A 21186-nucleotide genomic window follows, 5' to 3' on the forward strand; every position below is an offset into this window, starting at 1 on the left:
CAGTCTAACAGCATTGTAAGCTAAACCAAGACTTATCGAAGTTCTGATTCAGTAAGTCGTCCTTCTTTATCCAAAAGTAAAGCCTTCCTACATCTCCCCACATCATTCCATTTTCTTCGTTGCTATCAATTTGTAAAAGAAGTCGCCAGTTTTTTGCGTTCGGTTCCAGTTCCTTTGCTCTTGGATCGTTGTAACCGGAAGGGTCACCACAATAAAGCCCGTTTGTTACAAGTTCGCACTCTAATTCCATATCATTTTGAATGTTGTCAGAGTAGCCTAAAAGTTTATTTAAGTTTCCGTCATCATACACTTCTTCCCAAAATTTGTCGTCCTCTTCCTCCTCAAAATCACCATATACTTCGTGGCCGTAAGAAGGCAAACTGATTTCAGATTTGATTTCTACTGAGCAAGGTTTAAAACAGGAGTATGCTGGCAAATCGCTAGGGAAATCATTTCTCCGTAATTCAAACAAATCGCCATTCCAGTAAATTACCTTGAATTTATTTTTGTCTTTATAGTCAAAACCCCAGGCTTCTTGTTCTGCTGAATAGAAGAAGTACAGCATTCCTGACTTTGGCAATAAACCGTCTTTATCAAACTTCGAAACCTCTGTAAGATTTATTTGAGCGATAAAGGAAAGTGGTTTTGTGATTGTCTCTTGCTTTTTGCTGCTGAAAATCAAAAACTTTTTTTCTGTTGTCTCAATCGTGTTAGTTTCTGTTACCCAGGTAATTCCCTTTGGCAAGTCAGGTTTACCACCAATTTTAGTTTGTCCTATCCCTATATCACTATCGTCAGCTTCTGTTTGATAAAGTCTGATAGTGTTTCTCAACGCTGGTTGCAAGCTATCAAAATACTTTCCAAGCCCGCTTGCATTAAGTCTTCGTTTCAGTTCTTCTATGTTCACTTCTGGTAGCTTTAAAATGATTCTTAACGGCTTTGCTATAAGATGGCGAAGCTACCTTATAGATTTGGTTGACATTTGTAATTTTTCTCGCTCTTTATTAATGGGCTCTGAAGCGCTCCCATTTAAAGTCGCTATTTTTCTTAACTAAAGATGTTTTATCAATCTGAAGAGCTTCATTGCTTAGAGTATCTACTAGTGACGCTTTAATGGTTAAGTCAAATTCATCACAGCCGTTCAGCGCGAACTGAGGTGAAATGGTATAGCTTAAATCCCTATACTTTGAGTTTAATGGGAGCTCAGTATAGCTTTCTTCAATTCTTGTTTCATCTGAAAAGAATTCATCTACTTCAGGGTCATACTTAGACACCCTTATATAGAAGATTCTGTCAATGTTGCTTTTGTTCGAGGTGCAGTCACATTCAACATCCAAATCCTTTACAATGTAGTTTTCACTACTACTTTGTTGAAACTTAATTTCTAAAATCAACCGATTAAGAACTTCTGGAATCAAGGATACTTTACCATCCAATGTCTGAGACTTGAGGATTGTTATATCTGATTTGTTTGATTCCGCTTCAACATAATTATCTTGAAATGTCGGGAAACCAACTATAAAACCAAACAGGATGAAAAACACTAAGCTCCCAATAAAGCTGAGAAATACAATCAGAAGCTTTTTCAATATTTATTATGTTTATTTATGTCAACTACCTCACAAGCGTGAACATACGGTTATTGGCACTATATCAAAAGGGTTCTTTCCCTAATCCTCCCGCTCCAGCACGATCAGATTAGCCGAAGCTTTATTTAGAGCAATCGGGATGTTATTAAGCACCGCTGTGCGGATCAGCGTTTGGATGTCGTGCTCGTGGCCGTGCGGGGTTTCTACGTCGATAAAGAAAATCACTTTCTGGATCTGCCCTTGGAGCAGGCGTGCGGCCAGCAGAATGTCACCACCGCTGGGGCCGTGTCCGAAAGGCTCGATGTTCATGTCGAGCAGTTCGTTGATCAGTTTGGAGGTATTGGTGGTGCCAACCAGTTTGTATTGGCTTAGGGCTTGCTGGTTTTCTTTTACCCAGTTCAGCAGTTCGGTTTTTTTGTTGTTGTGGGCAATGAGTGCAATCGTTGTCATAAATTTCAGGTATAGGGTATAAGCGCAACACTGTTACTTGGATGTCGCGCAAGTGAAGATAGCGCTTTTCCTATTAATAGTTGATATCCGGAAGTTTGAAAGATTGTCGGTTTGCGGTAGCAACAGCGATAATACGATGGCAATGCACATAAAAAAAGCGCTGCCAGTAGCTACCGACGACGCTTTTGATAACAGCCTCGGTGGAAAGGCTGCGGAATATTAAGATTGTGTAAAAGGGTACTACTATTTGAATTAGCTACCGATTGAATCTGGCTGATAGCCGCTCAGGTTCTCCATGTATTTCTGCCCTGAGCCGGTGTTGAGCAGCAAGATCTCTTCATCGTACTGAATGAAGCCGGTGTCCAGCAGCTTGCGGGCCGCCATCCAAACGGCCGCTCCCTCCGGCGCTACAAACAGTCCCTCGTTGGTGCCCAGTTCTTTCAAACCCGTGATCATGTCCTGTTCCGTAATGCTGATGGCCGTACCGCCGGATTCCTGTAGCGTCTGCAGCATCAGTTGCTCACCCAGCGGACGAGGTACCGCCAGTCCGTTGGCGATGGTCGGTTTGCCCACGTAGTTTTGGGCGTTGGCTTGTCTTCCGTAGAAAGTCTCTACAAGCGGACGACAATTTTCGGCCTGTACCGCTACCATGCGGGGCAGCTTTATGTTTTCTGGCAGCCAGCCTATCTGTTTCATTTCCTTGAAGGCTTTCCAGATACCTATGAGTCCGGTGCCGCCGCCGGCAGGGTATAGGATCACGTCCGGCAGTTGCCAGCTGCCCTGTTCGGCAATTTCATAGCCCATGGTTTTTTTGCCTTCGAGGCGGTAGGGCTCCTTCAGCGTCGACACGTCCAGCAGTTCGCCTTTGCTGTTGAGTTCCTTCACTTTAGCAGCGCAATCGTTGATCAGACCATCCACGAGCACCACCTCAGCGCCATACCAGTAGCACTCGCCCCGGAAAGCCTTTGGCGTATGGCGGGGCATCACTACGGTGGCGCGCATACCTGCCTTGGCACAATAAGCGGCCATCGCCACCCCGGCATTGCCAGCCGTAGGTATAATGCAACCCTCCACGCCATGCTCTTTGGCTTTGGAAATGGCCATGCTTAGTCCGCGTGCCTTAAACGAGCCGGTAGGGTTCTGTCCTTCGTCCTTGAGCAGCAAATTCTGAAGCTCGTACTTCCGGGCCAGGTTCTTCAGTTCCAGAATAGGGGTATAGCCCTCTCCCAGACTCACGATGTTTTCTTTGTCCAGCACAGGCAGCAGCTCCAGGTAGCGCCACATGGTGCCTTCCCGGGTGAGCAGCGCCTCTTTTTCAGGCATCACCTTAGGGGCATAACCAGCCAGAAGCGGAAGTTGGCAGCAGGCCGAAACCGTCTGTTTTTCAAAAGGGGAATAAGATGTGCCACACTTAGAGCAGGAAAGCGTACTCAGGTGGCTAATAAGAGGTTGAATTGTGGTTTTCATATCAGTATCTACGGCAAATTGCAACCGTGATATGACCAAACAAAATAGCTAAAAGGAATAGCCTATTCCATTTTGGAATAGTAACGCTTGGTAAACTGAATGAAATTCTTGTAAGGGAAATTGTTCTCGGTGCCTTTGCGCTGGATGAAGTTGAAGCTCCGTTTGATGGTAAGTCCGTTGATCGGCACCTGCACCAGTTCACCTGACTGCAGTTCTTTGATGACAGCCTGTCGGGGTAGGAAGGAGAGGCAGGTATCCACCCGCACAAAGTTTTTGAGGGCCTCTGTACCGCCCAGTCTTATTTTGATTGGCAGCTCATTCAGTTTCACCTGTTGTTGCTCCAGCGCCATTTCAAGCACTGCCAAGGTACCCGACCCACGTTCACGCAGCGCCAGCGGAATCTCGTACAGGTCATGGATCTCAAGTTGCTGCTTTTTGAGCGGATTGCGGGAAGAGCATACCGCGATCACCTCGTCCGTCAGGAAAGGGGTATAGGTTACGTTGCTCACCTTGTTTATGCCCTCCACAATGCCCAGGTCTATTTCGTGGTCGAGCAAGGCTTTGAGGATGTTCTCGCTGTTGCGGTTCTTGAGGTCGAGCTGCACATTTGGGTTCTTCTGCAGGTAAGCTGAAAGCACGGGCGGCAGGATGTAGAGCGAGATGGTGGTGCTGGCCCCTAACACCATGTTCACTTGCGGGGAGAAATTTTCGCTCAGTTGCTTAAAATCCTGGAATAGCTCGTGCTGCAGCTGCTTGGCGGACAGCAGTTTGTCGTACAGCAGCCTGCCGGCGGGCGTGAGCACCACGCTGTTGCCGAGTCGCTCAAACAGGCCGGTTTTATAGAACTCCTCCAGCGCTTTGATGTGCTTGCTGATGGCAGACTGGCTGATAAAGAGCGTCTGGCTGGCTTTGGTAAAGCTCAGCAGCCGCGCCACTTCCATAAAAATCTCGTGCCTGTGAGATAGCATACCTGTCGAAATGTGTTCCTGCCAATATAACGAAATGCCTCGTTGTTTGGTAGCAGGTATACCTGAAAGGGCATTATTGCTGCTGTGCCGTGATCTGATTGACTAACTCTTCGTCGGGTATAGCCTCCAGCCAGTCTTTGGGCAGTTGCAGCCGTACTGTCTGGGCGCCGCCGCTCGGGGTGCAGACCACCGTCACATCGCCGTTTGTGTCTTCGGTCAGTTCGGCGGCCTTGTCGGCGTTTTCTTTTGAAAGGGTGCCATAGGTCTGAACGCAGGTCCAGGTGGTGTTTTCGCTGTCGGTTACTTCTCGTTGTGTCATCATTTGTGTTTTAAGGTATACCCTATACTCGTTTTGGCCACAGAAGATGCCTTTTTAAAGAGAAAGTCCCGGCCTGATTTAATCAGATCGGGACTTTCTCGAAGTACTCCTAAAATCTATTGCAGCCGGATCATACGCAGATGGTCGATCATAGCCTGGTTGATCTCGAAGTTCATGTTCTCGTTGGCGGGCTCAAAAGTAAGTGTCAGTTGATTCGTGCCTTTTTCGAGCTGAACCCATACTTTGTTGCTGTAACCCCAGTCGCTCCACTCGCCAATGCCACGCTGCGGCAGCACGATGGTGCCTGCCAATTCCTTGCCCTTGCGAAGGGTGCGCATCGCGGCTTTGTTGTCGGTGTTGATCGGGCCATTGCCATTGGCATAGCGGAAGTCGATGGCATACAAGCCAGCCTGCGGTGCGGTCACTTTAAAGTTGACGGTCGTATTTGCCTTTTTGCTCACTTCCACAAAACCCTTGCCCGTGAAGCCTTTGTAAGGTTGCTTGGCTAGAGTTGCGGCTGCTTCCGCTTCATATACCTGTTCCAGTGCCGCGGGGTATACCGCCACAGGCTCGCTGGCAAAAGAGCCGTATCCTGCTGCGTCGGTCGCGATCACCTGGTATTCAGCATAGCCATCGGCCTGCACGGCTATACCTGTTTCAGTGGTTTTTTGCATCGGCTTGCCGTTTTTGAGCACGGTATAGTTCACCGCACCTTCCACCGGCTGCCAGTTATACCTGCCATTGGCAAACGTAGCCGTAGGAGCAGGAGGCGTGACATGGTGGGCCACTTTGTTCTGCTGGCCTTTATCGCTTATCTGATCAGAAAGCACGATCTGTACTTTATGTTGACCGGTCAGGCTGGAAGCTATAGCGGCTCCTTCCAGTGGCTGACCGTCGAGTGTGATGCTGCGGATGCTGTTGCCAAAGCCCTGCATTTCGATGTCGAGCACGGCGTTCCTATACTTGAAGTTGTTGAGGCGATGGTTGCCTTTGTACACCTCGGGCACGAAGGGCTTAAATACCAGTTTGTCCGCTTGGAAATCCATTCCGAAAAGCAGCTTGTAGGTCATACCCAGGTAGCCGGCTACACTCCAAAGCTGACGGTCGGAGTTTACCTGCGTACCGGCATAGTCGCCGTTGCTGGCCACAAAGTTCTCTTTGTTGGTGAGGAATAAAGCAGCAGGACGGTAAATCGCGTTGAGGCTCTCTAGGGTGGCAGTTTCGTTGCCGACTTTGGCGGCGGCCAGTGTCCAGTAGGCCTGCACAAAAGGCCAGATGCCGTTGTTGTGGTAAGGCGGAATGTTCGGGATCTGCGGGAAGATGCTCGGCACACCAAAGTCATACACCGGTGTGTTGGCTACGATGCGTTTGGCTCTGTCAGCATCAGCTATATCAAACAACACGGTGAGCGCCTCACCCAGCGCCTCGGATCTTGGCGACAGCGACAGGTAATTGCGTCCGTACAGGTACTGCCCGTAATAGCCTTTGTCTTCCTGCCACAGGTGCTGGTTTATACCTTGTTTGATGCGCCCGGCCAGTTGACTATACCTGTCAGCGGCTTGTTTGTCATTTAGCATCGTCGCCATCTGGCTCAACAGCACATTGGCCTGGTAGTGCATTGCATTCGTTCCTAAGTTTTGGGAAGCGTAAATGTCAGCCGGCTGCATCCATTTCGGATAGGTTTGCTCGCGCCAGTCCAGGAAGGAGGACTCACCGCGCATCAGGTTCGTTTTTTGATCGAAGGCATTGAGCAGATCGTCTTCCATGGAGTTGCGGGTGATCTCGTACGCCTCGCGGAGCCAGTTCTGGTTACCGGTCACGGTGTAGATCTCCCAAGCGGCCGTGGCCCACACAATGCGGTCGGTCGATACCGGATAGGCCCCGCCCGTGCCGGTATCCTGAATGATGCGCTGGTTCTTCACTTTGCGCATCAGACTTTTGCGGGCTATCTCCGGTTCAATGGCCGCCAGTCCCAGGATCAGGCTGTAGCTGATGTCGCGGGTCCACACGCCAGCCCATTCTTTGCCCGTCCGGAAAGTACTGTCGGCCTCAATGTTTTTCACCACTTCCTCCAGCGTCATGTTGTATAGTGCATCGGTGAGCACGTAGTCGGAGCTGTATTGCGGGTAATGGTCGATCGGGGAGCTCAACTTCCAGTGCGAGGCAGTAAACTTCTCTTCGCGGTGGGCATTCATGTTGAGCGTCACTTCATAGATGCCATCACCGTCCGGGTCTTCCAACTCCATCCCTTCACGGCTCGCCAGGTTATCGAAGTCCCAGGAAAGGGGAGTTGTATTGCCGGCAATGTAAACGCCCTTGAAATCGTCTTTGTATACCTTGCTGCCATTGTAGGCAGTGTAAAATCCTTCCTTCTCAAATGCAGCAAGCACCTCCCGCATATCCACCCGCACCGTCAGGGGTGTGTTCGGCGGCAAGAAAGCCTTGGCCGGTGCCGGCTCAGTGGCTTTCAGCTGTTGACCGAACTTGATAAGAGGGGTTTCGCAGCTGCCACCTTCTTCGGCAAGGCAAACGAACTGGTGGTCCATACCCGGCGGCATCTCATTGTCCTTGCTGTTGATGCTGAACTTAAAGAGCACCTCCGGCGACTGGAACTCGTTTGCCGGGCTTTGGTAACTGGACGTGATTTCAGTAGGGGAGAGGGCCCTGGCTACGAAGTCGCCTTGAGTAATGGCATCAGGGAATACCAAATAGCTGTTTGATTCCCAGATAGGAGCTATGACTACCTGAGATTCAGAAACACCTAAGTCAGGTTGTTGTGTTTTGCAGGCGGTTGCAGATAGTAGTACTGCTAAGCCGAGTGCATGTATGTAATAGTGTTTTTTCATGGTCAATATTTATGCTGTTCTATACCTTAGTTTTTCGGGTTGCAGGTATAGGGAATGAATTGTTTCATAGCTTGCCCTGGCCGGGCGGGCCTCACTTTTTTCCTTGATGAAAAAAGTAAGCAAAAAAATCAAGACGATTTTGAACTCGCTGACCGCTCAAACAAAAAATCGTCGTTGGTGCACCTGGCCAAAGTATTCTGCTTCATAGCTGCGGTGCAAGTTAGTCTTGCTATACTTGCCAGTGGTGAGTTACAAAACTGAAACTACATTGCTTATACCTATAAAGTGGCATCTACAGACTCACCTCCTTGGACTACTGAGAACGAGAGTTCGAAAGTAGCGAGCGTAGTTCTGAGGGGTAGGGGTGGTTGGCCCCGGTACAGCAAAAGACCTAACTTAACAACACCGCTTATACCTGAAAACTAGCACCTGATAAAAATCCCCTCTTGAGAGGGGCAGGGGTGTGTTATAGCAACCGCCCGCCCTATCATCGACCAAGATCCTTTCAGAATGACAGACAGAAAAGCAGTAGCTCAAAGTCTCCCTTCGAAGGGAGCAGAGGGATGACAATCGTGCACTCCGACATTATCAATCCTGAAAATCTGTCTTAATCCTGTAAATCCTTGGGGTAGGGGCCCTATACAAAGATTCTGACTACTCCTTCACCCCAAACTTATACACCGTCGTTTCGCTGTATTTCTCACCGGGCCGGATGATACTTGAAGGGAAGCTTTCCTGATTCGGGGAATCTGGGAAGTGCTGGGCTTCCAGGCAGAGGCCGGCGTAGCGGTTGTAGGTCGTGTTGTTGTGGCCGGTCAGAGTACCGTCCAGGTGGAAGGCGGTGTAGAACTGGATGCCGGGCTGGGTAGTATGTACTTCCATTACACGGCCTGTGGTAGGTTCTTCTACCGTTGCGGCATGTACCAGTTTTTCGCCTCCGTTGCGCACCACGTAGTTCAGATCGTAGCCGAAGCCTTGCAGATTGTCAATGCGCTCACCAACGCGGGTGGGCGTGGTGAAATCGTAAGGCGTGCCTTTCACCGGAGCCAACTCACCGGTAGGTATAAGCGTCTCGTCAGTCGCTGTGAACTGGTCTGCGTTGATCGTAACGATGTGGTTGAGGATGTCCTTTTCCTTACCCGCACTCAGGTTGAAGTAGCTGTGGTTGGTCAGGTTAACCGGCGTGGCTTTGTCGGTCGTAGCTTCGTAGTCGATCTTTAAAGCATTGAAGCCCGTCAGGGTATAGGTCACCACCACGGTCAGGTTGCCCGGGTAACCCTCTTCACCGTCCTTGCTCACGTAGGTCAGCCGGATTGCGTTTTGCTGCTGCAAAGGCTCAGCCTGCCAGACTACCCTGTCGAAACCGGTAATGCCGCCATGCAGGTGGTTGGGCGCATTGTTAGTAGCCAGGGTATATTCCTGGCCGTCCAGCGTAAATTTGCCTTTCGCAATTCGGTTAGCATAGCGCCCCACAATGCCACCAAAGTGCGGATCGTTGGGTACGTAGCCATCCACATTGTCAAAACCGAGCGCCACTTCACCCAGGTTGCCTTCGCGATCCGGCGTCTGAATCGAGGTGACGATCGCCCCGTAATTGGTGATCTTTACAGTCATGCCGCTGTCGTTTGTCAGGGTATAGAGCTGCACTTCCTGCCCGTCGGGGGCGGTGCCAAAGGGTTCTGATTTTATTTCCATCGTACTTGTTTCTGCTGTACTTGTGGTTTGCTCTGTCTGGCTGTCGTTGCCAGAGCAGCCCATCAGGCAGGCGGTGCTCAGGCTTCCGAAAAGAGCCAGCATCCCTAAGGTACGGCGAACTTTATACTCGGGCATATTCTTTTTGCTGTTCATGGGTTACTTGCTAAGGATGATGGAGCTATAAGCCGGTAGTATGGCTGTATTGCTATTCAGTTTGGCAGCATTGTGCTGATGTACCAGCTTGCTGTGCTCCTGCAGACTGGCAGGTATAGGGACACTCACTTCTTTGCCAGAGAGGTTATGCAGCACCAGCACCGATTCGTCGGTCGTTGTGCGCAGAAAAGCACCCACTGCCCTGTTCTGCATATTCACAGGTTCCAGTTCTCCGCGAGTCAGGGCGCTACTGCTGTTGCGAAGCTGAATATAGGCTTTATAGTGGTTCAGAAGCGAGTTCGGATCCTTGGTCTGCTGCGCCATCGGCTTTACGTTCTGCTCGGTACTGTACTCCGGGGTCACCCAACTGGTGCGGCAATCGTCATTGGCTTTAGTATCCCACAGGAAAGGCTCCCGGATCTGCTCGTCCGGCTTCTTGCCCTGCATCCCGATCTCTTCGCCATAGTACACATAAGGAGAACCTGGCAATGTGAACAACAACGCAGCCGCAACTTTGGCCTTATTCACATCACCGTTAACCTCGCTCATGATGCGGTTCTGGTCGTGGTTGCTCAGGATGGTGGCATCCACAAAATTTGGATTCACCTGCTCGTATGTGTTAATGATGCGGTCATGGTGGATCGCCAGGGAGTCACCGTTTCCTGTCTTCAGGGCATCGAGTATCTTCCAGCTCATTTCGAAGTTGAATAGGGCGGGTAGGCCTTTGGTATAAGGAGCCACTACATCTGCCTCTGCCCATACCTCACCTACAAGGTATACATCCGGTTTCACTTTCTGCATTTCGGCCCGGAACTCCTCCCAGAAAGCATGGTTGTCAGCGGGTCTGTCATCCGGGAAAATGTGGCGTGCTGCATCCAGTCGGAAGCCGTCTACACCAACTTCCTCGAGCCAGTAGCGACCGATCTTGTATACCTCCTGCCGCACCTTCGGATTGTCGAAGTTGAGGTCAGGCATGCCGCCCCAGAAGTAGCCGAAATATTTATAGTCGCTACCCTTCACCTCATGCCACTGGTGCACGTTGTGAGAGTCGTCGCCTGTGGTTTTTCCCTCGCCTTTGGTCTGCGGATCGTCTTTGTGCGCCCATACATAGTAGTCGCGGTAAGGACTTTTCTCGTCTTTGGCCGCCTCTACAAACCAGGGGTGCTGGTTGCTGGAGTGGTTCACCACAAAGTCAATTACAACCTTAATGTTCCGCTTGTGCGCCTCCTCCAGAAAAGTTTTGAAATCCTCCATAGTGCCGTAATCCGGGTGAATGCCGGTATAGTCGGTCACGTCGTATTTGTGGTAGGAAGGAGAGGGGCTCATGGGCATCAGCCAAATGCCTTCTATACCTAACTCAGCCAAATAATCGAGCTTGGAAGTCATGCCCTTGATGTCGCCAATGCCATCATTGTCCGAGTCGCAGAAGGACTGCACAAAGATCTCGTAGCTTACACCGTATGGCCATTCATTGGCAGTAGCAACAGGTTGGCTGTCCGGTTGGCTTGTCGAGCTGCAGCCAGTCGCCAGATATAGCGCAGGTATAAGCAGCAGGTGATGCAGGTTTAGTTTTTTCATGGTTGTTTGTTGTTTACCCCACCCCAGCCTTTTCCTAAGAATAGGGAGGGTGGTAGGAAGGATTAGTTTGGTTTAAAACACAGAGCTTTTGATTGCTCCAGTTGCGTATGCTTTCGTGACCCTAAGTTCACACTCGCCAGAGGCGAGCGAGGGCTTAGCTCCCCCTCCTGTTGTTAGGAGGAGGGTGGGGGGAGGTTAAACTTAATACCCCACCGTAAATCGCCCATTATCATTCCGCACAACCATGCTACGCACGCCATACCCGATGCGTGGGTTGGCGCTGCCTTGCGGATCGAAACGGGAAACCGGGTCGATGAACGAAGCAAAATCCTCCTGCACGGTGGCACGCTTGCCATTGAACTGGAATCGGGTCTTCGCATCGAAGCCGTGCAGCATCACCTTCACGTGGTTGAACTTAGTCTTGAAATTGCCTTCCACATCGCCGAAGGTAATGGTCTTGCGGCGTGGGTCGTAGGAGATGGTGCGCTTGTAGAAGGCGCCTTTCTCGTAGTCGTAGCTCTCGCCGTCGTCTTCATAGTACACAAAGCTGTTGGCCACATCGCCACGGTATACGTGTATGGTCAGCGTGTCAGTCGGCATCTCACTGGTGTGCTGCACCAGCGACTGCATCGGAATGATGCTGCTTTCTTTCACGTAGATCGGCAACTTGTTGTACTGCACTCCGATCATCTCTTCGCGGTTGCCTTGCTTTAGCTCTCCCGTCCAGAGGTCGTACCACTTGCCGTGTGGGAAGTATACCTTGCCGTAGGTTTTGGTGCTCTCAAACGGCATGATCAGGAAAGCCTTGCCGAACTGAAATTGCGAATCAAACTCCCCGTTATATATTTTCTCATCGTGGGTATAGTCAATAGCCAGTGTGCGCATCAGCGGTTGTCCGGACTGGGTGGACTCGTACAGGTTGGAGTAGATGTACGGCATCAATTTGTAACGCAGGCTGATGAAGTTGCGGGCAATCTCCGTCACCTCCTCGCCAAAGGCCCAGGGCTCGGCAGAGCGGGTGTTTACGCCGGTGTGGTTGCGGAAGTAAGGGGTGAAGGCACCCAACTGAATCCAGCGAGCGAAAAGGCCAACAGGAGAATTGCCCGTAAAGCCGCCAATGTCCATGGCCGAGAAGGAAACCCCTGTCACGCCAAGGCTGTTGAGCAGGCGTATACCTAACAGCATGTGGCTGTCTTCGGCCCGGTTGTCGCCGGTCCAGATGGCGGAGTAGCGCTGCGACCCGGAGTAACCGGCACGGGAGAGGATAAACGGACGCTTGTTGGGCATGTGCTGGCGGGCTCCCTCGTAGCTGGCGCGGGCCATTTGCAGACCGTACACGTTACGGCCTTCTTTGTGCGTGGTGATGTTGCCTTCGAAGTTGAAGAGCACATTGTTCGGCATTTTCTGACCCCAGGTAGCGATCTCATTCATGTCGTTCCAGAAGCCGTCCACGTTGGTATCAGCAAAGAACTTGATCTCTTTTTTCCACCATTCGCGGCCTTTCTCACTCGTGAAATCAGGAAAGTGCGTCCAGCCCGGCCATACCTCACCGGCATAGTTTTTACCGTCCGGGTACTTCAGGAACACATCATCCTTGATGCCACGCTCGTAGGCACCATAGCCCTCTTCGATCTTGATACCCGGATCCACAATCACAGTCGTTCTGAAGCCCATGTCCTTGAGCTTTTTGTTCATGCCAGCCGGATCAGGAAATCGTGTTTTATCCCAGGTGAAGAGCTTGTAGGCATCCATGTAATGAATGTCCAGCGTGATGCCGTCGGCAGGAATGCGCTTCTCGCGCAGGGTCTGGGCAATGCGGTATACCTCCGTATCCGGGTAGTAGGAGTAGCGATTCTGCTGGTAGCCCAAACTCCAGAGCGGAGGTAGTTCCATGCGGCCTGTCAATCCGGTATAGCTTCCGATGATGTCGGCCAGTTTGGAGTGGTAGAAGAAGTAGTAATCCATCTCGCCGCCCTGCGCCCCGAAAGAAGAAAAGCGGTCGTTGCTGGCGCCAAAGTTAAAATCACTCTGGTAACTGTTGTCGAAGAAGATACCATAGTTAAGGCCGTTGTGGATACCAATATAAAAAGGAAAGGTGGTATAGAGCGGATCCTGGTTGGTGGTATACGCATAGGCATCGGTGTTCCAGTTGGTATACCCACTGCCCCGGCGGTCTAGTCCGCCGGTCTTTTCACCAAGACCAATGAAGCGCTCGCCTTTCTGCATCTTTTTGTAGGTAGTCACTTCCTCGCCAATCCAAGAGGTGGTAAGGCCTTCTTCATCCTGGTTGATCATCTTGCCATCGCGGGTCAGGAAAGCAACTGAGAATGGGTTCTTTGTAATGCGCGCCTGCAGGGAGTCTGTCAGGATAGTGACCTCTTTGTCGTTTTGGGTAATGTTCACTTTGGCCTGTTGCGGCTGCGTGACCACGGCATAGGAGAAGTCTTTTCCGAGCGGCTGCTTGTCCATGCGCACACGCACCACGGTCGGGGTATAGACCGTCACTTCCACATGGTTGTTTCGGTCGGTGGTCAGGCTTACTTTCTGGCCAGAGATACTGACATTGTTCACGGAGCCAACTTCTCTGATCGGGCTGTTCTGCGCATGCGACGGCAGGTATAGCACTGAAGTAAACAGGAGGGAGGCAAGCGCTTTATAGAAAATCTTCATGGAGAGAGATTTTTGCTAAAAGATTGAAAACAAAAGGTCTGTATATAACAAACCCGGCCAAGCGTTGTAGCCTGCCGGGTTTGCTAAGTTTAAAGGTGCAGTTCGCAGCAGCAAGCTTTTAAAAAGTCTGTGCGTGAGCGTTGCATCCTAAAGCTTGGTCAGCGTATAGGTATAGTTACCCGGATTTGCCAGATTCAACACCACTTCGTACCGACCCGCCTCTGTTATTTTGATGTTGGCTGCGCCATACTCCAGGCTGGCGTCAGCATTGTCATCGCCAAAGTTAATGTCCCATTTGTCATTGGCTCTGAACTTGATTTCTCCAACAGACAGTTGAAGGGTGGCCTTCCATACCTGAGCAGTCGCATCGTAGGTCATGTCCTGGTCGTTATCCCAGCTGCCGGTGGCGTCCCCTATTACGCCCCAAGTTGTCTTAATGGCTTCCCAGGTCAACTGATTGGTGTTGGCTTTGAGCAGGTAGTAGCCCGCCCCATTGACCTGCAGGTTGTCTCCTTTTGCCACTAGTGTGCCTTTGTTGCCGCTGCTTGTACCTCCAAAGTCATTGTCCCAATTAGGTGCTGGGTTGAGCTTGAAGTTGGTTTCCGCCTCCGGGAAGTTCACATATCCCTCATACACACCATCGTCTTTAACAGATGATACCTTGGGCGCTGAGCCCGGGTCCCAGCCCTGGTGGCTGCCCGGCACCCAAAGCGACACGTACTCAATAATGTCGAGGAATGGCGTAACGTTAAAGGAAACTACATTAGAGTATGTGGGTGTAACACTCTCTGCCACAGAGGACTGTACACGCACCTGTAAGGTGCCTTCGTTGTTCGGAGACAGGCCCAGCTGCACGGCCAGGGTGTTCAGCTCTGCTACAGTAAGGGTTTTGCTTAGCGTTCCTGGTGTCGCTTCCACTTCTCTGGCTGCCGCAAAGTCACCACCCTCTGCAATAAACTGCAGGGTATAGGTAACAGCTGCTTCGTAGCCGTAGTCAGCGGCCGTCCAGTTCATGGTAATCGCATCCTCTCCTTTGGTTTCAGCTGTCAGCTCCACGCTGTTGCTTGTGGCAGAAAGGGTAGGCGCAGCCCCCTGGCGCAGTACCAGCCGCTCTTCGTCTTTCTCGCAGGAGAACAGTACCAGCGACATCAGGCACAGGGTGAATAACTTATTGATCGTGCTTTTCATATTTGATGATTTCAAAATGTGATGTATCTATCCGGAAGCTGACTCATGTAAAGGGCAGCTTCCGGTTTTATCAGATTATCGCGTATAGCCCGGGTTCTGTGTCAGGTTCGGGTTGGCGGTCAGGTCCGTGCTCGGAATCGGGTACAGCCTGCGGAACTCTTCCACACCTCTACCCTCCGGAACGGCACCTTTCCACGGCCATACATAAGCAGCGGAAGTGAACCGGTTGAAGCGGATCAGGTCTGTTCTGCGATGGCCTTCCCACTTCAACTCGCGTCCGCGCTCGTTGATGATGAAGTCCAGCGTAAGCTGACCCTGGCTGATTGTGCCGCCATTGCCTCGCACATTGCCGGCCGCATCAGTATAGGCACGACGACGCAGTTGATTCACGTAGTCCAGTGCGTCAGCAGCAGAACCGCCGCCACCACGCAGCACAGCCTCTGCATACATCAGGTACACGTCAGCCAGTCGGAACATCGGGAAGTCCGTATCCGGGTGGTTGCCACTTGGGTCAGAGCCTGCCACGCCTGCTCTGTTCACGTTTTTGTATTTCGTGATCGGGTAACCATCTGTGAATGTGAAGATATCCTGTATCTCCAGGTTCTGTCCGTTGGTATGGAACATGGCACGCTCGTCTGGTGTCGCGTTGGTGCTTGGGAAGAGCTCCACTATGTTTTTAGTGGTGCGCAAACCGCCCCAGCCCCCGTTAATGCCAAATGCGGCTGCGTTCATGTTGCCACCTACCGGTGCATGCACCAGGTAGGTCATGCCGCCCCAGGTCGTGGTGCGCATGCCATCAAACGTGATCGGGAAAATGATCTCACTGGAAGTGTGGTTATCGGCCAGGAACAAGTGGCTGTACTCTGCCTCCAGTTGGTAGCGACCCGCATCAATTACTTTGCGTGAGTACGCTACGGCATCGGCGTATCGGCCCTGGCCGGTGTATACTTCTGCGTTCAGGTAGAGCTTGGCAAGCAGTGTCCAGGCAGCGGCCTGATCAGCTCTGCCATATTCAAAGCCAGGCTGTCCCAGTTCATTCTCAATGGCCAACAGTTCGCTTTCCACATAGCTGAACAGCTCGGCGCGTGTGCTCTGCTCAGGGAAGAAAGAACCTACCCGGTCATTTTCTGTCACAAATGGCACGTTGCCATACAGGTCAAGGGCATGCCAGTAGCTCAGGGCGCGCAGGAAGCGGGCTTCAGCACGGAAGCGTTTCGCCTCTTCCAGGTTGGCGCCCGTAATGCCACGCTCGCTCAATTGGGCATCCTGCGTTTCACGGATGAATTCGTTGGTGAGCGATACCTGGTAAAAAATACGGTTGTAAAGCGCACGCAGGAATTCGTTGGCCGGTGTCCAGTCCATGTCGTGGAGGTCACGCAGGTTGCCGTCGTTCCAGGCGATGATCGCCTCGTCAGTCGACAGCTCCTGGGCCTGCCAGTACTGGCGCAGGTAGTTCGAGAAGCCCTCGTCGATACCGCTGATGTCAGGACGACCAGCGGGCCCCTGCTGGCCTGTTACCGCGTAGCCGGCATACATTTTGGCCAGGATGCTCTTGTAATTTGCGAAGTCGCGGTACACGTTAGCCGACACCACATCGTACTTCGGCTCTATGTCCAGGTTGTGATCGCAGGAAGCAGCTGACAGGGACAGAACGCCTGCCAGTGCTAAGTTTCGTATATTTCTGAAATTCAGAGTTTTCATGGTTGGATGAATTAAAGATTAACAGTCAGACCTAAGGTATAAACACGCGGCCTAGGGTAAAAGTTATTGTCTATACCGCTGGCAATCTCAGGATCAAGACCGTTGTATTTGGTTATCACAAACAGGTTCTGGATGTTAGCGTTCAGGCGCAGATTCGCTTTTTCGTTGAAGATGCGGCCCACGTTGTAACCAAAGTTTACGTTCTCCATGCGCAGGAACGAGGCGTTCTCCATGTAGTAGTCAGAGAACAGCTGGTAGTTCATGAAATTGGTCTCCAGTACGTTAGGCGATACGTTGGACAGGTATCCCGGGAACATGAAGCCACGGTAGGCACCCGTGTTGGAGAACACGTTGTTATACATGTAGTTGCCAATGCTGCCTCGCATGATCATGCCGAAGTCCCAGTTGCCGTAAGTCAGCTGTGAGTTGATGCCATAAAAGAAATCAGCTTCCGGCTTCTTATAGCGGTAGCGGTCCGCTTCGCTGATCACACCGTCGCCGTTCAGGTCGGCATACAGGCCTTCGATCGGATTGCCCTGCTCGTCATACACTTGCTTGTATACATAGAACACATCCGGTGCATAACCAACCGTTCTGATCTGGATGTTGTTGCCTACACCACCGGCGATGCCGCCTACAGGGTAGCCTTCAAAGTCAGGATCCTCTATCTTGCTCAGGTTGGTGATCTCCCGATTCTGGTAGGTACCGTTGAGGCCGATGGTCCAGTTCACTTTGTCGTTACTGATGGCCACGTAGTTCAGGGCTGCTTCCAAACCTCTTGTTTCCAGGTTACCTACGTTTGTGATCAATTCGTTCACCAGGTTGGTGCCGGCCGGAATCGATACGAGGGCAAGTAGATCGCGTGTGTCTTTGAAGAAGTAGTCGAGGCTACCGTTCACTCTGTTGTTGGCAAAACCAAAGTCTAAACCTGCGTTGTAGGTAGTCGTTTCTTCCCACTTGATGCCAGCGTCATAGCCTTCCGGACGAAGCAGATTATAGAACTGGTTGCCGAACTGGTACTGCGCAGTGTTGTCGCTGATGGTGTAGCGAGCCAGATAAGGGAAGAAAGGACCGATGTCCTGCTGGCCTGTAACACCCACGCCCAAACGGAGCTTCAGTTCAGACACAGCCGGAGAGTTTCTCAGGAATGCTTCTTCGTTGATTCTCCACGCCAGTGCCAGGGCCGGGAAAGTACCCCAGCGCACTTCATCGCTGAAGCGTGACGTACCGTCACGGCGCACGGTGGCTGTCAGGATGTAGCGGTCGAGGAACACGTAGTTCAGACGGCCGAAGTAAGAGCGCAAACGGTAGAAGTCGTTTGTAGGAAGTCCTGGCTCCAGGTCGCTGAGCGGCGTGCCGTCGGCGTCGGTCGGGATAAACTGCGGGCTCTCGTTTTCAAATTCCTGAAAAGAGTAACCGGCTGTCGCGTCGACGCGGCTGTTAATGCCTGTCAGGTCTTTCACGTAGTTCAGGTAAAAGTCGGCCAGGCTGTTTCTTTTTTCCTGCTCGTACTGTGTTCTTCTGCCGTTGTTTGGTGCCTCTGGGGCAAAAGCGGCAGGGTAGAAGGTAGTACCGTTGCTGTTAGAACGATCAAAACCGAGGTTGAGGTTCGCTCTCAGGTCAGGCAGGAAGTGAAGTTTGTAATCCAGCTGCACGTTACCGATGTGGCGTTTTACTTCGCCGCGGTCGTCACGCTGCTCCAGCATACTCACCGGGTTGCGGGTAGCCAGCGGGTTGTAGCGTCCGTTGGCATCCAGCCATTGGAAGTAGCCGCCAAACTGGTCGCTGCCAGACATCACAGGCTGTGTCGGGTCCATGGCCACAGCCGCCCCGATAGCGCCTTCGTCAGCAAATTTGCTGTCGGTGATCGCTCCTTTGTAGTTCAGGTTCACCGTCAGGTGGTCGTCCAGGAAACGCGGATTCAGGTTGACGCCTATTGAACCGCGCTTAAACTCTCCTGTGCGCAGCACACCGTCTTGATTCAGGTAGCCCAGCGACACACGGTAAGGCAGTTTGCCTACCGAACCGTCTAGGCTCAGGTTGTTGTCTGTGGTGTATGCTGTCTGATAAATCTGGTCTTGCCAGTCGGTATTGGCATTGCCGAGCAGTGCGATCTGCGAAGGCGTGCCCTGTTCATTTACTACTCTGCGGAACTCGTCAGCTGACAGTACGTTTACTTTATCGCTTATTCGGGACAAAGAGTGCTGTGTTGTAAAGGTCACCCCGAGCTTCTGGCCGACAGTGCCTTTTTTGGTCGTGATGATGATCACACCGTTGGAAGCGCGGGAGCCGTAAATGGCCGTAGCCGAAGCATCTTTCAGAATGTTGAAAGTCTCAATATCATTCGGGTTGAGGAAGTTGAGCGGGTTAGCTGATCCTGATACACCTGAATTGTCCAGCGGTACACCGTCAATCACGATGAGCGGATCGTTGCTGGCGTTGAGAGAGCCGCCGCCACGGATTCGGATGCGGCTGCCGGATCCCGGAGCACCCCCGTTTGGTGTGATCTGCACACCGGCCACTTTGCCCTGAATCAGCTGCTCAGGCGTGGTGATCTGTCCTTGCACAAAGTCTTCGGAGGAGATAGCTGTTACGGCACCTGAAATATCGGTTTTGCGCTGCGTACCATAACCAACCACAACCACTTCCTGCAGTGCCTGTGCGTCTGGGCGCATGGTCACGTTCACAGTCTCCTGGTTATTGATCGCAATCTCTTGAGTGGTATAGCCGATGAAGGAGAACACAAGCGAGCCGCCGGAAGCAGGCACGGGTAGCGTAAACTCTCCGCTGGCATTGGTAGAGGTACCGCGGGTGGTGCCTTTCAGCACAACCGTTACGCCTGGCAGTGTATCGCCGTTCTCGTCTACCACGCGGCCGCTAACAGTTACATCCTGCTGTACCGCTGCCCGAGGCTTGGCAACAACGGTTGTGGTAGTGGCTGCTGCAGGGCGTGCCTTCGAGATGATGTACACGCCTCTCACTTTCTTGTAAGCCAGGTTGTTGCTGGCCAGTGTGGTGCCCAGGTACTCGTCTACGTTCTGCACGCCATTCTTCGGCTCCGGCAGAATCAGTTGAAGGTCATCGGCCAGGTTGGCCTGGTAAGAGAACTGTATGCCGTGAGAGTCTTTCAACTCGCTGAGCAGATCCTTGAGCGACTTGGCCGTCAGGGCCTGTCCGGAGGTGTGGTTCACTGCAAGGTTCGGACCCGGGCCCGGGTAACCCTGAGCGGTCCCCGGTACCTGGAAGCAGCACAGGGCTACTGCCAAACCAAAGGAACCTAGTCTCTTAGTAGATTTATTTGACATAGATTATGAGGTTAATTTATAGTGAGCTTATGTAAATGGTGTTCTCTTGTTGGGTGATCTTCAGTTCAAAGGTCTCAGCCAGTGTGTTCAGGATGTCTTCGGGGGTCTTTACTTCCAGAAAGGCGGTGATGCGCTGTCTGGAGAGCTCCTGGCCGCCGAATTCCACTTTGTAGCCATACTGCTGCTCGATTAGTGCGCCTACTTCACGCAGTGTGTAATTGTCAAAATATACCTTGTTGTGCTGCCAGGCAGTATACAGGTCCGGGTCTACGCGACGTTGGCTAAGGCCACTCCCTGCAGATACTGTTACCAGATCGCCAGGCTGCATCGCTATTTGCCTGGTCTCACCGTTTTGTGTAGCGCTTAGCATCACTTTGCCGCTCGCCAGCACCACCCGGTCTTCCGGGCCGCGGTCATATACGTTAAATTCTGTTCCCAGTACGTTTATTTTGGTGCCTTTGCTGGTATTCACGATAAACTGCTGTCCGTTAGCCTGCTGTGTTACCGAGAAAAAAGCCTCGCCGCTCAATTCTACGATTCGGGGCTTGTCTTTTTCCCACTTTTCAGGAATAGTTATACTTGAATTGGCGTTAAGTACTATTACGGATTTATCGGAAAGTTGGACAATGCGCTTCTCTCCGTAAGCGGTTGCGTAGGTAACCGGCTCGGTCTTTTGCAGGCTGAAAAGGAGGGCAGCAGAAACTAGCAGCAAGATGATGAAAGCCGCTGCCGACAGCCAGGTGGTGCGGGTGTATCCCCATAGCGAGATGATGCGCCCGCCATTTTTGCCATGTTCCCGGTCTTGCTCAATCGCTTCCTGCAACTGCTCCCACACAAACTCCACTTCTTCGTCGCAGCTTTGGTCATCGGCCTGCTCCTGCGATAGCAAAAGCACCAATTGGCGCGCCTCCGCCATCTCCTGCGCCTTTTCAGGGTGCAGCTCAGCAAACTGTGACCAGTACGATGTACTATCATGCGTAGGGTATTTGACCCACCGAATAAAGTCATGGTCGGCTGCCAGTTCAGCTGCTGTGGCTGTTGCGTGGTTCATGTCAGGTTTTTTTGATGTGCAGTTTCAGCATATAGAGGTACGCTATATACAATAGCCAGCAACTGCAGAAATTATCCCTTCTGACGGCAGAAAAAAATAAATTAATTGCTAAGAGGCTGTTTTGATTTTATTTAGTTAGTTTGTTAAGCATGATGTGAATCATGGCCACTTTTATCATTGTCTCAGACGATTTGGTGGAGTACTCA

14 protein-coding genes are annotated in these 21186 nt (G+C 51.6%); all 14 read right to left on the reverse strand.

The window, feature by feature from the left end; genetic code table 11:
- Positions 1-4 precede the first annotated feature (4 nt).
- Entirely contained in the window at positions 5-907 is a 903-nt protein-coding gene (locus C8E01_RS10460; protein WP_165820615.1) for a YwqG family protein, read from the reverse strand.
- 97 nt (positions 908-1004) lie between these two features.
- The gene (locus tag C8E01_RS10465; protein ID WP_116543295.1) at positions 1005-1589 is read right to left on the reverse strand and encodes a hypothetical protein; all 585 of its coding nucleotides are present in this window, start codon (positions 1587-1589) and stop codon (positions 1005-1007) included.
- Between the two features lie 81 nt (positions 1590-1670).
- A complete protein-coding gene (locus tag C8E01_RS10470) occupies positions 1671-2039 on the reverse strand; it encodes a methylglyoxal synthase (RefSeq protein WP_116543296.1) in 369 nt (122 codons plus the stop codon).
- Between the two features lie 252 nt (positions 2040-2291).
- Positions 2292-3506, reverse strand: coding sequence for a threonine synthase (locus tag C8E01_RS10480; protein ID WP_116543346.1), 1215 nt, complete (start codon positions 3504-3506; stop codon positions 2292-2294).
- 62 nt (positions 3507-3568) lie between these two features.
- Positions 3569-4474: a LysR family transcriptional regulator gene (locus tag C8E01_RS10485; RefSeq protein ID WP_116543298.1), complete on the reverse strand. Its 906-nt coding sequence runs from the start codon at positions 4472-4474 to the stop codon at positions 3569-3571.
- 73 nt (positions 4475-4547) lie between these two features.
- Positions 4548-4796, reverse strand: a complete 249-nt coding sequence (locus C8E01_RS10490; RefSeq protein ID WP_243409524.1) for a hypothetical protein — start codon at positions 4794-4796, stop codon at positions 4548-4550.
- 113 nt (positions 4797-4909) lie between these two features.
- Positions 4910-7639, reverse strand: a complete 2730-nt coding sequence (locus C8E01_RS10495) for an alpha-L-rhamnosidase-related protein (RefSeq protein WP_116543299.1) — start codon at positions 7637-7639, stop codon at positions 4910-4912.
- A gap of 654 nt (positions 7640-8293) precedes the next feature.
- A complete protein-coding gene (locus C8E01_RS10505; RefSeq protein ID WP_243409525.1) occupies positions 8294-9487 on the reverse strand; it encodes an aldose epimerase family protein in 1194 nt (397 codons plus the stop codon).
- A 3-nt stretch (positions 9488-9490) separates the two neighbouring features.
- Complete coding sequence (locus C8E01_RS10510) at positions 9491-11065, reverse strand: alpha-amylase family glycosyl hydrolase (protein WP_116543301.1); 1575 nt, start codon at positions 11063-11065, stop codon at positions 9491-9493.
- A 201-nt stretch (positions 11066-11266) separates the two neighbouring features.
- Entirely contained in the window at positions 11267-13735 is a 2469-nt protein-coding gene (locus C8E01_RS10515) for a glycoside hydrolase family 31 protein (protein WP_116543302.1), read from the reverse strand.
- A gap of 147 nt (positions 13736-13882) precedes the next feature.
- Entirely contained in the window at positions 13883-14923 is a 1041-nt protein-coding gene (locus tag C8E01_RS10520) for a SusE domain-containing protein (RefSeq protein ID WP_116543303.1), read from the reverse strand.
- 75 nt (positions 14924-14998) lie between these two features.
- Positions 14999-16624: a RagB/SusD family nutrient uptake outer membrane protein gene (locus C8E01_RS10525; RefSeq protein ID WP_116543304.1), complete on the reverse strand. Its 1626-nt coding sequence runs from the start codon at positions 16622-16624 to the stop codon at positions 14999-15001.
- 11 nt (positions 16625-16635) lie between these two features.
- A complete protein-coding gene (locus C8E01_RS10530) occupies positions 16636-19929 on the reverse strand; it encodes a SusC/RagA family TonB-linked outer membrane protein (RefSeq protein WP_116543305.1) in 3294 nt (1097 codons plus the stop codon).
- Between the two features lie 16 nt (positions 19930-19945).
- On the reverse strand, positions 19946-20980 hold the full coding sequence (locus tag C8E01_RS10535; RefSeq protein ID WP_116543306.1) for a FecR family protein: 1035 nt from the start codon (positions 20978-20980) through the stop codon (positions 19946-19948).
- Positions 20981-21186: the final 206 nt, after the last annotated feature.

This window comes from Pontibacter virosus (assembly GCF_003096355.1).
Taxonomy (GTDB): domain Bacteria; phylum Bacteroidota; class Bacteroidia; order Cytophagales; family Hymenobacteraceae; genus Pontibacter; species Pontibacter virosus.

Excerpts from the sequence above, each read along its gene's own strand:
- C8E01_RS10470 (WP_116543296.1), bottom strand. The coding sequence starts at position 2,039 with ATGACAACGATTGCACTCATTGCCCACAACAACAAAAAAACCGAACTG.
- C8E01_RS10480 (WP_116543346.1), bottom strand. The coding sequence starts at position 3,506 with ATGAAAACCACAATTCAACCTCTTATTAGCCACCTGAGTACGCTTTCC.
- C8E01_RS10485 (WP_116543298.1), bottom strand. The coding sequence starts at position 4,474 with ATGCTATCTCACAGGCACGAGATTTTTATGGAAGTGGCGCGGCTGCTG.
- C8E01_RS10490 (WP_243409524.1), bottom strand. The coding sequence starts at position 4,796 with ATGATGACACAACGAGAAGTAACCGACAGCGAAAACACCACCTGGACC.
- C8E01_RS10495 (WP_116543299.1), bottom strand. The coding sequence starts at position 7,639 with ATGAAAAAACACTATTACATACATGCACTCGGCTTAGCAGTACTACTA.
- C8E01_RS10505 (WP_243409525.1), bottom strand. The coding sequence starts at position 9,487 with ATGAACAGCAAAAAGAATATGCCCGAGTATAAAGTTCGCCGTACCTTA.
- C8E01_RS10510 (WP_116543301.1), bottom strand. The coding sequence starts at position 11,065 with ATGAAAAAACTAAACCTGCATCACCTGCTGCTTATACCTGCGCTATAT.
- C8E01_RS10515 (WP_116543302.1), bottom strand. The coding sequence starts at position 13,735 with ATGAAGATTTTCTATAAAGCGCTTGCCTCCCTCCTGTTTACTTCAGTG.
- C8E01_RS10520 (WP_116543303.1), bottom strand. The coding sequence starts at position 14,923 with ATGAAAAGCACGATCAATAAGTTATTCACCCTGTGCCTGATGTCGCTG.
- C8E01_RS10525 (WP_116543304.1), bottom strand. The coding sequence starts at position 16,624 with ATGAAAACTCTGAATTTCAGAAATATACGAAACTTAGCACTGGCAGGC.
- C8E01_RS10530 (WP_116543305.1), bottom strand. The coding sequence starts at position 19,929 with ATGTCAAATAAATCTACTAAGAGACTAGGTTCCTTTGGTTTGGCAGTA.
- C8E01_RS10535 (WP_116543306.1), bottom strand. The coding sequence starts at position 20,980 with ATGAACCACGCAACAGCCACAGCAGCTGAACTGGCAGCCGACCATGAC.